We start from the raw sequence: 15443 nt of genomic DNA on the forward strand, positions 1-15443 counted from the left end.
GGAATAACCACACTACATAGGCTCTGCCTTGCCTAAATACCAAACACACTGCTGCAAATTTAACCTCGAAAGATAAACAGGCCCTAGGGCTACTCTTAGTGAGGTAACTATGTCGCAAACAATGATAATTAGGCTGCTTAAAACATCAATAGTGCTTGGGTTGTGCCTTATCGTGACTGGCCACACTTTAATTGTGTCGAGTTACTTCACTGTTAATCATGGTATTAAAGGAATAATTATAGCGGCAGCATGCATTGCTATAGGCGTGTTGTTGTCGCTCCCTACTAAAATATATTTAACCGTATTACTGATGGAAGCCGAAAAACGTTATTTAAAAAACCATAAAAGCACTCACTCTAAATAATTAAAGTGCACTTAAATTATTAATTTCTTTATTACGTTTTTCTAGTTTGTCTTTTACATTATTGGCATCATTAAATAACTTTTTAACCGAGTCTGGGTTCAAAATACTGATCCCCTCTGGTGCAGCCGACATTGTATTTGTACTTGGAGAGGTATTTAAAATAGATGTGTCTTCTGCAGCAATAACAGTAATATCTTTAGGATCGAGTTTTACTTCAATACTTTTTGCATGCGGGTTAGGTGTATCAGAAAAGTGCCATTGGCCTGTTTCATCTTGCCACTTAAAAATTTTGCTGCTTGAGGTAGTACTTTCAGGCATTGGTTCATCAGAAATACTGCTCGCAATTTTATCGCCAGCTTGCTTAACGCCCTGCACTGCTTGGTCCAAAGTATTGCTAGATAGCGCAACCATTTTTTCTTTAATTTGCTGAGATTCACTGCTAATTGATGATGCAGAAAGCCATGTTTGACCATCGGGCTTTTTTAAATAAAACAAAGAGATGACTGCAATAGCCATGATTGATATAGCTAAGTAGGTAAAGTATTTCATAGCGTTCCTGCTTTAATTAATCCTTTATTGCCTTGAGTCTAATAAAAAATACTTAATTAGGCAATTTTTTGTACCCTAATAAAAAAATAAAAACGCAGCCGAAGCTGCGTTTTTATTTGCAATTTAACTACACCGTAGTCGCGTTAAATACCGTCACCATCCATGTGTAGTCCGCATTCTCGGTTTAAACCAAAAAAGCGAGTTTCTTCCTCTGTCATTCCTGGTTCTAACTTACGTGTTGTATGTACGTCTCCCATAGACACATAACCTTGCTCCCATAATGGGTGGTAAGGTAAATCGTGCTTGGTAAGATACTGATACACGTCGCGGTTAGACCATTCAATAATCGGGTACACTTTAACGGTACCACGGCTAATTTCTACAAACTGTTTATCAGCACGTGTAGATGATTGATCGCGGCGCAAACCACTAAACCACGTGCCCGCTTCTATTTCTTTTAACGCACGGGTCATCGGCTCTACTTTATTAAGCTGATTATATTGCTTAATGCCGTCTTCGCCTTTCTCCCATAGTTTACCAAATTTAGCCTCTTGCCATGCTGGGCTAAGCGGCGCTCTATACACCTTTAAGTTAAGTGATAAACGCTCACTCATTTGCTCAATAAACTGATACGTTTCAGGAAATAAATAGCCTGTATCGGTTAATACAACGGGAATATCTGGACGTTGTGAGGTCATTAAATGCAGCATTACTGCCGCTTGAATACCAAAGCTAGATGATAAAAAAGCCGTATTAGGCAAGTTATCAAGCGCCCATGCAACACGCTGTTCTGCGCTCATATTCGCTAGTAAACCATTAGCATCAGCTAACATAGCCGTTTGGCTTTGTTTATCTAGCTGTAAAATGTTTTTAAATTCACTCATGGTAAATTCCAAACCTCACCAGCGCCAAAGCGCTGGTATTTAATTAAGCGTGAAAATCGGTTACTGATACTTTTACTTCAGCAACAATGCCTTTGCGTATAACAAAGTCACCAAAACACTCACCGTCATTGCGCTCGCTTGCCCATTGGCCAATGAGCTTATCGAATGCTTCTAGGTAAACGTCTTCGCCTACGTTCTCAAGGTACAATTTAGGAATACGTGTGCCTTCTAAATTACCACCTAAGTAAACGTTGTACTTACCTGGGCCTTTACCCACTAAACCAGCTTCTGCAAGCATTGCGCGGCCACAGCCGTTCGGACAACCTACAACGCGCATAATAATGCTGTCATCGGGTATACCGTGCTTAGCAAGTAATGCTTCAGTTTTTTCTACTAGGCTTGGTAAGTAACGCTCTGCTTCGGCCATTGCAAGTGGGCACGTTGGCAGTGAAACACACGCCATAGAATTTTTACGCTGCTGCGAATCTGTGTCATCAATCAGGCCATGGCTACGAGCAATTTCTTCAATCACGGCTTTTTGATCTGCAGGTACGCCAGCAATAATTAAGTTTTGGTTTGCCGTCATACGCATGTCACCTTGGTGAACTTCTGCAATTTTACGACAACCAGTTTTAAGCGGTTTGCCTGGGTAGTCTAAAATACGACCACTTTGAATAAATAGCGTTAAGTGGTGCTTACCATCAATGCCTTCAACCCATCCAATGCGGTCGCCACGGTGAGTAAACTCAAACGGACGGCTTGGTGCAAACGTAACGCCTGAGCGCTTTTCAACTTCTGCTTTAAATACATCAACACCTACACGGTCTAATGTGTATTTAGTTTTTGCATTTTTACGGTTTGAACGATTACCCCAATCGCGCTGCACAGATACAACATGCTCTGCAATTTTTAAGGTATCTTCTAGCGTAATAAAGCCAAAGTCATCAGCCTTACGCGGATAAGTTGCTGTATCGCCGTGCGTCATCGCAAGGCCACCGCCCACTAATACGTTAAAACCAACAAGTTTGCCGTTATCAGCAATTGCCACAAAGTTTAAATCGTTAGCGTGTACATCAACTTCGTTGTTAGGTGGAATAGTCACCGTGGTTTTAAACTTACGCGGTAAGTAATTAGATCCTAAAATTGGCTCTTCTGTGGTTTCTGCTTTTTCGCCATTTAACCAAATTTCGGCATACGCTTTCGTTTTTGGTAATAAATGTTCAGAAATTTTTGCAGCCCAGTCGTAAGCTTCTTGATGTAGCTCAGACTCAACGGGATTAGTAGTACAAAGCACATTACGGTTAACGTCACCCGCTGTAGCAATAGAGTCTATACCTACGCTATCAAGCATTTGGTGCATGCCTTTAATATTTGGCTTTAACACTCCATGAAACTGAAACGTTTGACGCGTTGTTAAACGAATGCTGCCGTAGCTTGTTTTGTCATCTGCAAACTTGTCGATTGCTAACCACTGCTCTGGCTTAATAATACCGCCAGGCATACGTGCACGTAACATTACATTATGTAGCGGCTCTAGCTTTTGCTTAGCGCGCTCACCACGTATATCGCGGTCATCTTGTTGGTACATACCGTGAAAACGTATTAACTGAAAGTTATCGGCTGTAAAGCCACCAGTAATTTCGTCTGTTAAATCTTTTTCTATGGTGCCACGTAAGAAGTTACTTTCTCTTTTCAAACGTTCGTTATCAGAAAGTTTTACGTTTTTATCTTGTTCGCTCATTTTAAATCCTAAATTTGTTACAGTGACGGCTGCTAGCTGTTAAATAAAATAAGAAACGTGATTAATACACGTCTTTCTGATAGCGGTTTGCGCTACGCAAATCTTTTAAATATTGCTCTGCGTCTTCATTGCTCTTGCCTGTGTTTTCTTTAACAATATCAAGCAAGGCGTTGTGTACATCTTTTGCCATGCGATTTGCATCGCCACAAATATAAAAGTGAGCGCCAGCTTCTAGCCATTCAAACACGTCTTTACTGTTACTGCGTAACTTATCTTGTACGTATACTTTTTCTGCTTGATCGCGGCTAAATGCAACATCTACTTTGTTAAGTAAACCCGATTTTAAATAACCCTGTATTTCTACTTGGTATAAAAAGTCTTGAGTGAAATGTGGGTTTCCAAAAAACAACCAGTTTTTGCCTTGTGCTTCACGCGAATCACGCTCTTGTAAAAATGCACGGAACGGCGCAATACCCGTACCTGGGCCAACCATAATCACAGGTGTATCATCGTTAGTGGGTAGGCGGAAATTGTCGTTGTGTTCGCTAAATACTTTAACTTTACAACCTTCTTCTGCACGACGAGTTAAGTAACCTGTACAGCCACCTAAATGCTCGCTATCAAATGCATCAAACTGCACTAGACCTAGTGTTAAATGCACTTCGTCTTCAACCTCAGCTTGGCTAGATGCAATTGAGTACAAACGAGCTTGTAGTTTACGTAGGCAATCTACTAATGTTTGTGCATCAATTTTTGCAGGGTTTTGGCGAATCACATCAAATATTTGACGAGGTTCAATATACGCACGCATTGCGGCTTTATCTTCTACAAGCTTTAATAATTCAGGCGTACCAGTTGCTGTTGCGTATTTTTCTACAAAACCAGGGTATGACTGAGTCAGCTCTAGTTTTTCAATAAGTGCATCACGTACGCTTAGCTCTTCATCACCTACTTTTACAATGCTTGTTGCATCTATTTGAGTAAGTGTAAGTACTTCATCAACTAATACATCATCATTTAAAAAGTACACACCTAATGAATCACCAGGTGTGTAAGTAATGTCTGAACCTTCAAGCGAAATTTCAACGTGGCGTACATCTTTAGTTGAGTCGCGACCGGTAATTTTTTGAACAGTTAATAGCTCTGCTTCAAATGGATTTTGTTTTGTATATTGGCTTGCTGCAGAGGTTGGAGCGCCAAATGGCATTGATACAACTTGACCACCAGCGGCTTCTTGCTGCGCTTTTAAATCAGGTTCGAATGCATCAACTGCACCGGCAATCCATGTTGCAGCTTCATCTTCGTAATCTACATCTAAATCAGCACGTTGATATATGGTTTGCGCACCGAGTTTATTTAAACGCTCTTCAAAATCTTTTGCTGTTTGGCAGAAAAACTCATAGCTAGAATCACCTAAGCCAATAACCGCTATTTTTACATCGTCTAGTTTTGGCGCTTTTTTAGTGGCTAAAAACTCGTGAAGTGTTTCTGCGTCTTCAGGTGGCTCACCTTCGCCGTAAGTAGATACAACGATAGTTAAAAACTTTTCTTTTTTCAGGGCTGTTGGTTTGTAATCTGACATGCTAACAAGCTTAACTGCTAAGCCTCGCGACTCAGCCTGCTCTTTCATTTTGGTAGCTACACCTTTTGCGTTACCTGTTTGCGAACCATATAAAATAGTTAGCGCTGCTGCATCACCCGCAGCCGGTACGCCTGCCGTAGGAGCACCTAACGCAGCCGAATTAGCATTTGCAGCTAAGTAACCACTTACCCACGCTTGTTGAATTGGATTAAGTTCAGCCACTAAACCTTGCAGCTTTTGTACTTGATCTTGCGATAGCGGGCTTGCCGCAGCATTTAGTTGACCTAACAACATGAATCGATTCCCCATAACCCTGAAAATTAAACACAACACACTTTGTGTATTGTTAAAAATGAGTTTTACCTCATCCAGAGCGTATCTGTTGAGGTTTTCTAAGTATGTAGGATAACGGGCTCTGCATAGATAAAAAAAGAATAGAATCTGCTTTGATATTCCATTTAGTTATTAATTTATAAAAATACCTTCAAAAACAGATTAAAGGACGATTATTGCTTTTTACAGCACTTTAAATTAACAATTTTGCAACCTAACTAATGTAGGGTATATTCCTCATTCAAAATAAAAATAGGAACAACTATGTTACACGGGAAATATAAAAATAAACTACTTAGTACCGCTTTGTTACTTGGCTCATTACCTGTAATGGCCAATGTAGCTAATGGCGGATTTGAACAATGGACTGGCAATACACCTAGTTCTTGGAGCACTATTGATAGCGGAATCAGCTTAACGCGCTCAACCAGTACAGTTAAAAGCGGTAGTAGCTCTGCTGCTGTAAATGTAACAACAGGATCGCAAAGTAACACCGATTTATTACAACAAGTTACTGTAGAAGCGGGTAAAACCTATAACTTTTCGGCTGATGTTTACCACACCGAAGGTAAAATTAAAGCTCGCTTGTATGTAGATGGTTATCAAGGCTATTCAAATCAAGCACAAACTAACCAATGGCAAACAGTTAGCCATAGCTATACAGCAAGCAGTGATAAAACAATTAGTGTTGGACTTAGGTTTTACGATGTAAGTGGATTTGATGGCAGCGAAACCGTATACGTAGATAACTTTTTACCAAACGTTGGTGGCAGCGCATCAACAAGTTGTACCGACAATAGCCTTACCCTAACGCTTAATACCGATAATTACGGCAGCGAAACTAGCTGGGCCGTAAATAACAATCAAGGTAGCGCAATCGCTAACGGCAGTGGTTACGCATCAAACACTCAGTATGATGAGCAAATATGCCTAACTGATGGAACTTACACACTTGTTATTAACGACAGCTACGGCGATGGCATGTGTTGTTCAACAGGTAATGGCAGTTATGCGCTTAAGCAAGGCTCTACCACACTTGCTAGCGGTGCAAGTTTTAATAATACAGACAGCACGGCATTTACTTTAGGCAGTGGCTCTGGTGATGGCGGCGGGACCAACCCAACACCAACTGGCTACTATGTTACTGCTCAAGGGTTATCGGGTTATGCATTAAAAACTGAGCTTTATAATATTATTAAAGATCATAATGCACAGGGTTACTCGGCTATTTGGAATTTTTACGACTCATCTGCACGTGATACATACTTTGAAAACGATAACAGCATTTTAGATATGTATAGCGAAAAACCAAACGGCTCAGATAGCTACAATTATGCTGCGGTGAGCGATCAATGTGGTAACTATAGTGGAGAAGGCGGCTGTTACAACCGTGAACATTCATTTCCTAAAAGCTGGTTTGGCGGCACTATTGAACCAATGAACTCAGATGTGCATCATATTTACGCAACCGACGGTTATGTAAACTCAAAACGTAGTAACTTCCCATTTGGTGAAGTAGCAAGCGCTTCATTTACATCAACTAACGGAAGTAAATTAGGTTCTGCCGCAAATTCATTAAATTACTCAGGTACTGTATTTGAGCCAATTGACGAATTTAAAGGTGACTTTGCTCGCGCTTATTTTTACATGGCAACGCGCTACGAAAATGTAATAGGCACTTGGCAAACCAAAACGACCTCAAGTAATGCAGTGCTTAATGGTTCAAGCAACCAAGTATTCGAGAACTGGGTTGTAGCCATGCTGCTTAACTGGCATAACAGCGATCCTGTAAGCCAAATGGAACTTGACCGTAACCAAGCAGCCTTTGAATTTCAAGGTAATCGTAACCCGTATATCGACCACCCTGAATTTGTAGAAATGATTTGGTAAAAGTTAGCAGTTAAAACAAAAGCCTTTGCAATTGCAAAGGCTTTACCTTTAGTGTGTAATATTCTTTATAGTCACAATGGTTTAAGCTAATTATAAGAAACAGTTGCGATAAGTGACTTTTCAGCTCTGTTTTTCATCAACGTTAAAAGTGTGTGATGAAAATCTTGAAATATCACCTCCCCCCATATTCGTGAATAAACACCAAAATTTGTATTATCTTTCACGGTCGTTTTTAACGTTAAAATCGTATTGCCGCTTTTATCTTCACTTAGCTGATAGCCTCCATAAAGTGGAGAAAAGTATTCACCGCCAAGTTTCACGTGCTTATCAAGTGCATCATCCGGAATTAAATCCGGGTTTATTTCAAACCTATAAAGCATTTTTTTGTTTGGCTGCCAGTCGGTTATTACTTCTTTAAACACAACACCTTTTTGCCAAGTACTTGTGCGAACAGCGCCTATACCGCTAGCATTCATACTTGCCTTTAATGGCTTTGGTACACCAATTAATTGGGTGAGTGAAAAAGGCACTTCCTGTGGCTTTATGTCACTCACATTAGCTAACTGCTGCCACACAACATTGATGGGTGCATTAATTGTTATAGAGTTTGTTACTTCGTATATTTTTGATAAATGTAAAAAGTTAACTTCAATAGGTGAAAGCAATATAGGTAACAACGCGATTGATAATAAAGAACTATTCGCTTTTTTTATTTTACGCTTTCTAACAAAGCCCGCAAGTAACCCACCAATGCTGGCAAAAAACATAAAAGCAGGCAAAGCCATTGCCACACAAATGCTCCCTTCAAGCAAAGTAATTACACTTACAAATAAAAAAACAAAAATAGGCTGCCAAGCAATCGTGATCATTTGCTTTTTAGTTAATGTTTTTGATTCGTTGTACTCAAAGTGAATACGAATATAGCCAATAGCAACAGGCACTAAAAACATAAATGATATAGAGACTAAGCTACCTAAATTGTAAGCATTGACTAGCTCTACAAACAGCCGCATAAATATGCCGTAAAGCGTACCAAGTAAAATACCAATTGATTTAGGGGAGTTGAGTTGCATCTCTATTCTTTATTGTTGTTATTAACAATCCGAAAGTAACAGAAGTATTATTTCACCACAAATAAAACGAAATTAACGGCTGCTACCAATAAGCTTTTCAAACAAAGCGGCTTTTACAACCACTAAGACTAAAGGATAATAACCTGCCATTAACACTATTTCCCGCTATAAACAGTGATCAAACTCTTTAAAATAAAAAACAAGCCATTGATTTATAGTAACTTTAAATTATTTTGTGTAGTTTTATAATTTTTAACGTAAAGCTGATTGTCAGATTAACTGTATTAAAAACAACCATGCACGACCTTTTGCCTATACATCCCAGCCTAAGAGCTGATCTACCCTGCATGTTCAATATTCATTTGCTTTAACAAAAGCCGTATTTATTTGATTAAGCAACAATGTTGCAGGAGAACGCATGCAAACTACACCGTCCGGGGATGCACCATCAAACACGCACAAGGATGCTCAAAGCTACGAGCAGCTTCATAAACCCAGCTCTGACTTTAATACTCGCGACGAGTATCTCGAACACGAATTACAAATTATGCAGCCTAAACGCTGGCGTCCTAATTTACCGTTTAGAGATTACCGATTTGAATTTGAAGACACCATTCCTGCAATGGCGGGTACTATTGGTAAAGTCGTTATGGTGGGGGCTATTGCAGCAACATTTGCAGCACCTCTTGGTTTAAGCGATGCGTTTGTTTTAGAAAACGTGCGCTACGAATTACTCATTGTTTCTATTTTTATCATTTTGTTTTCAGGCTTTATTTTACCTACAGCCAACTTGGCTGGTACTCACGGCCCACTTATTCCGTTAATTCCTATTGTTGTTGCTGCAGGCGGTCACCCTATGGCGTTTGGCTTACTCATTGGTGCCTTTGGCTTTATTTTAGCCATAACCAAGGGAGGAAGTATGCTCGCGCGTCTAACCAGTAAAGGTGTGTGTGGCGGGCTACTCATTTATTTAGGTTTTATTGGTACTATTTCGCAGGTTAAAAAGCTGTTTGCCTGGGCTGAAGCCATTGATATGGCACATATTGCGTTTATTGTTATTTTAGCCACCATTTTATTGTATGCGCTATTAGAGCACTTTAAAAAGCGTTGGTTAGCCGTACCGTTAAGCTGCCTTATTGGTGGTGTGGTTGCCTTTGCTTTAGGTGCACCGTTTGAGTTTCATACTGCACCGGGTTTACCAAATATGAACCCAGCTTACTGGTGGGGCGAAAACACGGGCTGGATGCTTGGCCTACCAACGCTTGAAAGCTTTGTTGTTGTACTCCCATTTGCAGTGCTCGCCGTTGCTATGTGGTCGCCAGATTTTTTAGGCCATCAAGTATTTCAAAAAATAAGCTATCCGCAACGTACTGAAAAAGTACAAATGAATATCGACGACACCATGCTAAGTGCATCGGTTAGACAAACATTTGGCTCACTTGCCGGTGGTGCTAACTTTGCGTCCTCTTGGGGTACTTATATTGTGCCTGCCGCTATTGCTAAACGCCCTATCCCTGCTGGCGCTATTTTAACTGCATTATTTTGTATTATTGCTGGTTTATGGGGTTACCCTATGGATTTAGCAATTTGGCAGCCTGTATTGTGTGTAGCGCTTATTGTTGGGGTGTTTATCCCGCTACTTGAAGCTGGCATGGAAATGACGCGCGAAGGTAAAACGACGCAATCCGCCGCTATTGTGGTGTTTGCTTCGACCTTGGTTAATCCTGCTTTTGGTTGGTCACTTACTATGTTACTTGATAACTTAGGGCTGATTGGCTGTAAAGAGCGCAGCGCTGAGCTAACTAAAATGAGCCGCTGGGTGATTCCACTTATTATGTTTGTGTTACTTACCACTGTAATGGCAATTGTAGGCATGTTACCCGGTATACCTGCGTTAATGGCTGACTTTAGGCATTAACCTTTAGTTATTACATCTCATATTTACCCACAAAAAAGCACGGCAATTGCCGTGCTTTTTAATACGTGATTTTTAATACACACGGTTAAGCAATTACTGCCAAGAACGCTCAGTCGCTAGTTGTTTTTCAAACGCATCAATTTGTGGGTTTAGCGTTTCGGTTACACCAATAAAGTCTAAACCACTTAACAAACGTTCTTTTACCTCTTTACTAATATCAAAACTAATTGGTGCAAACTTACTGCTTGTTAGTGTTTGATTTTCAAGGTCGATTTCAATGTTAATATCGTCGTGCTGCTCGCTAAGTACAAACAATTGCTCAAGCGTATCGGCAGGTAGCGCTATGGCTAACATTTGGTTGTTACCACAGTTATTAAAGAAAATATCTGCAAAGCTTTCAGCTAAAATCACTTCAAAACCATATTGCTTCAGCGCCCATGGCGCGTGCTCACGAGATGAGCCACAACCAAAGTTGTCGCGCGTTAATAATATTTGCGCGCCTTGGTAGCATGGGCGGTTTAAAATAAAGTCAGGGTTTGGCTCGTCGTTATCTAGGTAACGCCAATCATAAAACAATGCCGCATCAAAGCCTTCGCGGCTAGTTGATGTTAAAAACTGCTTAGGGATAATTTGGTCAGTATCTACATTGTTTTTATCAAGTGGGGCCATTAAGCCACTAAAAAATACGCTCATTAGGCTTCTCCTCTAATATCAACAAAGTGACCATGTATTGCAGCAGCTGCGGCCATTGCAGGGCTAACTAAATGAGTACGCCCGCCACGACCTTGGCGACCTTCAAAGTTACGGTTAGAAGTAGATGCACAACGCTTGCCTGCTCCTAGGCGGTCATCGTTCATCGCTAAACACATAGAACAACCCGGTTCGCGCCATTCAAAGCCAGCGGCTTTAAAAATATCGGCTAAGCCTTCGTCTTCGGCTTGTTTTTTAACTAAGCCAGAGCCCGGTACAATTAACGCCTCTATGCCGGCAACAACATGTTTGCCTTCAACAATTTTTGCAGCAGCGCGCAAGTCTTCAATGCGGCTATTTGTACATGAGCCAATAAATACCGTGTCTACTTTCGCGCTTGATAATTTATCGCCCGCTTTTAAATCCATGTATTTAAGTGCGCTGCGAATAGCATCGGCTTTAATTAAATCTGGTTCTTGATCTGGATCGGGTATGCACTCATCAACACCAATTACTTGCTCTGGGCTTGTGCCCCAGGTAATTTGTGGCTGAATGTCGTCGGCATTTAGCTCAACAACTAAATCAAAGTGTGCGCCTTCATCCGTTTTTAAAGTTTCCCAATATTCAACGGCTGCATCAAAATCTGCGCCTTTAGGTGCAAACGGACGACCTTTTAGGTAATCATAAGTAATTTGGTCAGATGCAATCAAACCCGCTTTTGCACCCATTTCTATGCTCATATTACATAGCGTCATACGGGCTTCCATTGAAAGCGCTTCAATGCCTTCACCACAAAACTCTGCTACATAACCTGTGCCACCAGCAGTACCTAACTTGCCAATTACCGCCATAATTAAATCTTTAGCCGTAACCGTTGGACGCAATACACCATTAATTTGAATTTTTAACGATTTCGCCTTTTTTTGCTGTAGCGTTTGCGTTGCTAATACGTGCTCAACCTCAGACGTACCAATACCATGCGCTAATGCGCCAAACGCACCATGCGTAGAGGTATGGCTATCGCCACATACAATGGTTGTGCCAGGCAAAGTAATACCTTGCTCTGGGCCCATTACGTGAACAATACCTTGATTAATTGAGTTTAAATCGTAAAGCACAATACCAAACTCTTTACAGTTTTTATCAAGCGCCATTAATTGGTTTTTAGATACTTCGCTTGCGGCATCAAGTGATCGGCTTTTAGTCGATACGTTATGATCCATCGTTGCAAAGGTTTTTTCTGGGCAACGTACAGTACGGTTTTTTTCACGTAGACCAGCAAAAGCCTGCGGAGAAGTAACTTCATGCACTAAATGGCGGTCAATATAAAGTAAGTCGGTTTGCTCGTTTATGCTGGCAACGGTATGTGCTTGCCAAATTTTGTCGTATAACGTTTGGGCCACTTGCTAATTCCCTAATCTGTTTGAGTTGCAGCATAACGGTGCTGCAACTTTAATATGTTATTAAATGCGTGAAACGATGGCTGCTGCCACATCGCTTGTGCTGTAACCTGCATTTGGATATATATCTGGTGTACCAACGCCTGCTTCTACGGCTTCTGCTACTGCTTTTTCAATCGTGCGAGCAGCTTCGTCTTGCCCTAGCGAGTAACGTAGCATTAATGCGGCACTTAAAATTTGTGCTATTGGGTTTGCAACGCCTTTACCTGCAATATCTGGTGCTGAACCGCCTGCTGGCTCGTACAATCCAAAACCTGATTGATTCAAACTTGCCGATGGTAATAAGCCCATTGAACCTGTGATCATGGCGCACTCATCTGACAAAATATCGCCAAATAAGTTATCGCAAAGTAATACATCAAATTGGCTAGGCTGCTTAACTAACTGCATAGCGGCGTTATCTACGTAAATGTAATCTAAGCTTACTTCTGGGTAGTCTTTGCTTACTTCGGTTACTACTTCGCGCCATAATACGCTTGATGCTAATACATTGGCTTTATCAACAGAGGTAACATGGTTACTACGTAGTTTTGCAGCTTCAAAAGCAAAGCGTGCAATACGTTCAATTTCTTTTCGTGAATATGTTTGCGTATCAAATGCAAACTCTTCTGCGCCTTCACCACTGCGGCCTTTTTCACCAAAGTAAATGCCGCCAGTTAGTTCGCGCACACATAAAATATCAAAACCTTTTTCACTAATATCAGCGCGAAGTGGCGATGCTGCACTTAATGCAGGTAATAACTGTGCAGGGCGTAAATTACAAAACAAACCAAAGTGCTTACGAAGAGGCAATAACGATGCGCGCTCAGGCTGCTCGTTTGGTGGTAAGTTTTCCCATTTAGGACCGCCTACCGAACCAAATAAAATAGCGTCTGAGTTTTCACACGCAGTAAGCGTGCTCTCTGGTAATGCTTTACCAAATTCGTCAATGGCTGCGCCGCCAATTGCATAATGCTCGCGGTTTAGGGTAAAACCAAACTTATTGCTCACAGCATCAAGTACTTGCTCTGCTGCTGCCATTACTTCTGGACCAATACCGTCGCCAGCTAATACCGCAACGCTGTAGTTTGTTTTACTCATCCTGCTTTCCTTTGTTGTTTTAAATCAGACACTTTTTGTGCACGATAAATTAAGTTATAAACACGGATCATGGCGCGTACCGACGCTTCAACCACATCCGCTGCAATGCCCGCACCGTGGTAAGGTCGGCCATCGTATTTAGCTATAATATTTACTTGGCCTAATGAGCTTGCACCTTGGCCTGTCGCTTCTAAGTTATATTCAATCATTTCAACGCTCATACCGGTTAAGCGCTCAATAGCTGCAAACGAAGCTTCAACTGGGCCATTACCTGTCGCGGCTTCTTGTTTAGCTTCGCCATCAATGCGCATTCCAATAGTAGAGCTTGCTACCGATTGTGAGTTAGAGGCTGAGTTAACAAATTCTAATTGGTATTTTTCGTCTTTGTCGTTAATTTGATTAAAGTAAATCATCGCCTCAAGGTCGTAATCGTATACGGTGCCTTTTTGGTCAGCCAACTCAATAAAGCTTTTATATAAGCCATCCATATCGTAATCAGATTTTTGATAGCCTAACTCTTCTAAGCGATGCTCAATAACATGACGACCCGAACGCGAAGTCATATTTAATTGGTTGCTTGGCACACCCACGCTTTCTGGCGACATAATCTCATAAGTATTTTGCGCTTTTAATACACCGTCTTGGTGAATGCCTGAGCTGTGTGCAAAGGCGTTTTCGCCAACAATCGCTTTATTTGGTTGTACTGGCATATTACAAATTTTAGCCACTTGACGAGATGCGCGGTAAATTTCTTCACTTTTAATATCGGTGTATACTTTTAAGTGGTCGTGGCGCATTTTCATGATCATCGCCACTTCTTCAAGCGAGCAGTTACCAGCACGCTCACCAATGCCATTAATAGTACACTCAATTTGACGTGCGCCGGCTTGCACTGCAGCCACTGAGTTTGCTACGGCTAAACCTAAATCGTTGTGGCAATGCACACTTAAACGCGCTTTATCAATATTTGGCACGTTATTCATTAAATGGCGGATCATCGCGGCGTACTCATCTGGCGTTACAAAACCAACGGTGTCTGGCAGGTTAATAGTTGAAGCTCCGGCATTAATGGCCTGCTCAACAATTTTACATAAATCCCAATGCGGCGTACGACCGGCATCTTCACACGAAAACTCAACATCATCAGTATAGTTACGTGCCAATTTAATTGATTTAACAGCCATTGCCGTTGCATCGTCTAAGCTCATACGTAATTTATGTTCAAGGTGCAAAGGGCTTGTAGCAATAAAAGTATGAATACGGCTTTGCTGAGCTGTGCGAAGTGCTTCCCCACAGGCTTCAATGTCTTTAGCAACTGAGCGTGCTAAACCACAAATAATCGGGCCTTTTACTTCGGTTGCAATACGTTGCACCGAGCGAAAATCAGCAGGGCTCGAAACCGGAAAACCCACTTCCATCACATCCACATTCAAGCGGCTAATTGTATGCGCTAATTGAATTTTATCATCTTCAGTAAGGCTTGCTTTAAGCGCCTGTTCGCCATCACGTAAGGTGGTATCAAAAATCCATACTTTATCTTGCTCTTGCATAACTGCCCCTCATTCCTATGTTACCCAAATTTCAATTAATCCCAGCCGCGAGATAAAAAAAACCCCGCAATTGCGGGGTTTTTAGTGTTCAACTCGATGCAAACACACTAATCCCCGCTCACTGACCATAGCAGTAAGAGGTTAAGTTTTAGTGTAATTAAACGAATAATATGCATCTTGTTTTCTTGTGTGTGTGTTCAGTGAAGCCTATTTTTAACATTACAAAGCGATCGAAGCAAGCATAAAAATTCCACAAAACAGATTTAAAAACGATTCAATTGGGTTTTTTAATTCAAACAAGGTACCTATAAGGAATTAAAATAACAAAT

Annotated in this window: 12 protein-coding genes; 3 read left to right on the forward strand and 9 right to left on the reverse strand. The window is 41.1% G+C overall.

Going from position 1 to position 15443, the window contains the following annotated elements; all coding sequences use genetic code 11:
• Positions 1-109: 109 nt before the first annotated feature.
• Positions 110-364, forward strand: a complete 255-nt coding sequence (locus I6E82_RS16575) for a hypothetical protein (protein WP_010554784.1) — start codon at positions 110-112, stop codon at positions 362-364.
• On the opposite strand, the gene I6E82_RS16580 is transcribed toward I6E82_RS16575, so the two are convergent.
• The 4 genes from I6E82_RS16580 to I6E82_RS16595 form a co-directional block, all read right to left on the reverse strand.
• Positions 365-913 carry a DUF4124 domain-containing protein gene (locus I6E82_RS16580; protein ID WP_197118315.1) on the reverse strand — a complete coding sequence of 183 codons (549 nt, stop codon included), beginning with the start codon at positions 911-913 and terminating at the stop codon, positions 365-367. It abuts the gene before it with no gap.
• Positions 914-1056: 143 nt separating this feature from the next.
• On the reverse strand, positions 1057-1797 hold the full coding sequence (locus I6E82_RS16585) for a phosphoadenylyl-sulfate reductase (RefSeq protein ID WP_007582191.1): 741 nt from the start codon (positions 1795-1797) through the stop codon (positions 1057-1059).
• A gap of 43 nt (positions 1798-1840) precedes the next feature.
• A complete protein-coding gene (cysI, locus tag I6E82_RS16590; RefSeq protein WP_007582193.1) occupies positions 1841-3538 on the reverse strand; it encodes an assimilatory sulfite reductase (NADPH) hemoprotein subunit in 1698 nt (565 codons plus the stop codon).
• Positions 3539-3599: 61 nt separating this feature from the next.
• On the reverse strand, positions 3600-5414 hold the full coding sequence (locus I6E82_RS16595; RefSeq protein WP_101216850.1) for an assimilatory sulfite reductase (NADPH) flavoprotein subunit: 1815 nt from the start codon (positions 5412-5414) through the stop codon (positions 3600-3602).
• 303 nt (positions 5415-5717) lie between these two features.
• Between I6E82_RS16595 and I6E82_RS16600 the strand changes: the two genes are divergently transcribed.
• Positions 5718-7343: an endonuclease gene (locus I6E82_RS16600; RefSeq protein ID WP_197118316.1), complete on the forward strand. Its 1626-nt coding sequence runs from the start codon at positions 5718-5720 to the stop codon at positions 7341-7343.
• Positions 7344-7429: 86 nt separating this feature from the next.
• On the opposite strand, the gene I6E82_RS16605 is transcribed toward I6E82_RS16600, so the two are convergent.
• Positions 7430-8416 carry a hypothetical protein gene (locus I6E82_RS16605; protein WP_197118317.1) on the reverse strand — a complete coding sequence of 329 codons (987 nt, stop codon included), beginning with the start codon at positions 8414-8416 and terminating at the stop codon, positions 7430-7432.
• A 418-nt stretch (positions 8417-8834) separates the two neighbouring features.
• Here I6E82_RS16605 and I6E82_RS16610 point away from each other — a divergent pair, with 418 nt between their 5' ends.
• Complete coding sequence (locus tag I6E82_RS16610) at positions 8835-10334, forward strand: DUF3360 family protein (protein ID WP_197118318.1); 1500 nt, start codon at positions 8835-8837, stop codon at positions 10332-10334.
• 93 nt (positions 10335-10427) lie between these two features.
• On the opposite strand, the gene leuD is transcribed toward I6E82_RS16610, so the two are convergent.
• From leuD to leuA, 4 genes are read right to left on the reverse strand one after another with little or no spacing between them, the layout of a single operon-like run.
• Positions 10428-11027 (reverse strand): 3-isopropylmalate dehydratase small subunit, encoded by a 600-nt coding sequence (gene leuD, locus I6E82_RS16615; protein ID WP_010555450.1) that lies wholly within the window; start codon positions 11025-11027, stop codon positions 10428-10430.
• Complete coding sequence (gene leuC / locus I6E82_RS16620) at positions 11027-12427, reverse strand: 3-isopropylmalate dehydratase large subunit (protein ID WP_165735711.1); 1401 nt, start codon at positions 12425-12427, stop codon at positions 11027-11029. Before leuC ends, leuD begins: the two co-directional genes overlap by 1 nt.
• 60 nt (positions 12428-12487) lie before the next feature.
• The gene (gene leuB / locus I6E82_RS16625; RefSeq protein WP_007582207.1) at positions 12488-13564 is read right to left on the reverse strand and encodes a 3-isopropylmalate dehydrogenase; all 1077 of its coding nucleotides are present in this window, start codon (positions 13562-13564) and stop codon (positions 12488-12490) included.
• Positions 13561-15114, reverse strand: coding sequence for a 2-isopropylmalate synthase (gene leuA, locus I6E82_RS16630; RefSeq protein ID WP_008171909.1), 1554 nt, complete (start codon positions 15112-15114; stop codon positions 13561-13563). Before leuA ends, leuB begins: the two co-directional genes overlap by 4 nt.
• Positions 15115-15443: the final 329 nt, after the last annotated feature.

Origin of the sequence: Pseudoalteromonas sp. NZS11, assembly GCF_015864765.1 — a bacterium.
GTDB classification, from domain to species: Bacteria; Pseudomonadota; Gammaproteobacteria; order Enterobacterales; family Alteromonadaceae; genus Pseudoalteromonas; species Pseudoalteromonas arctica.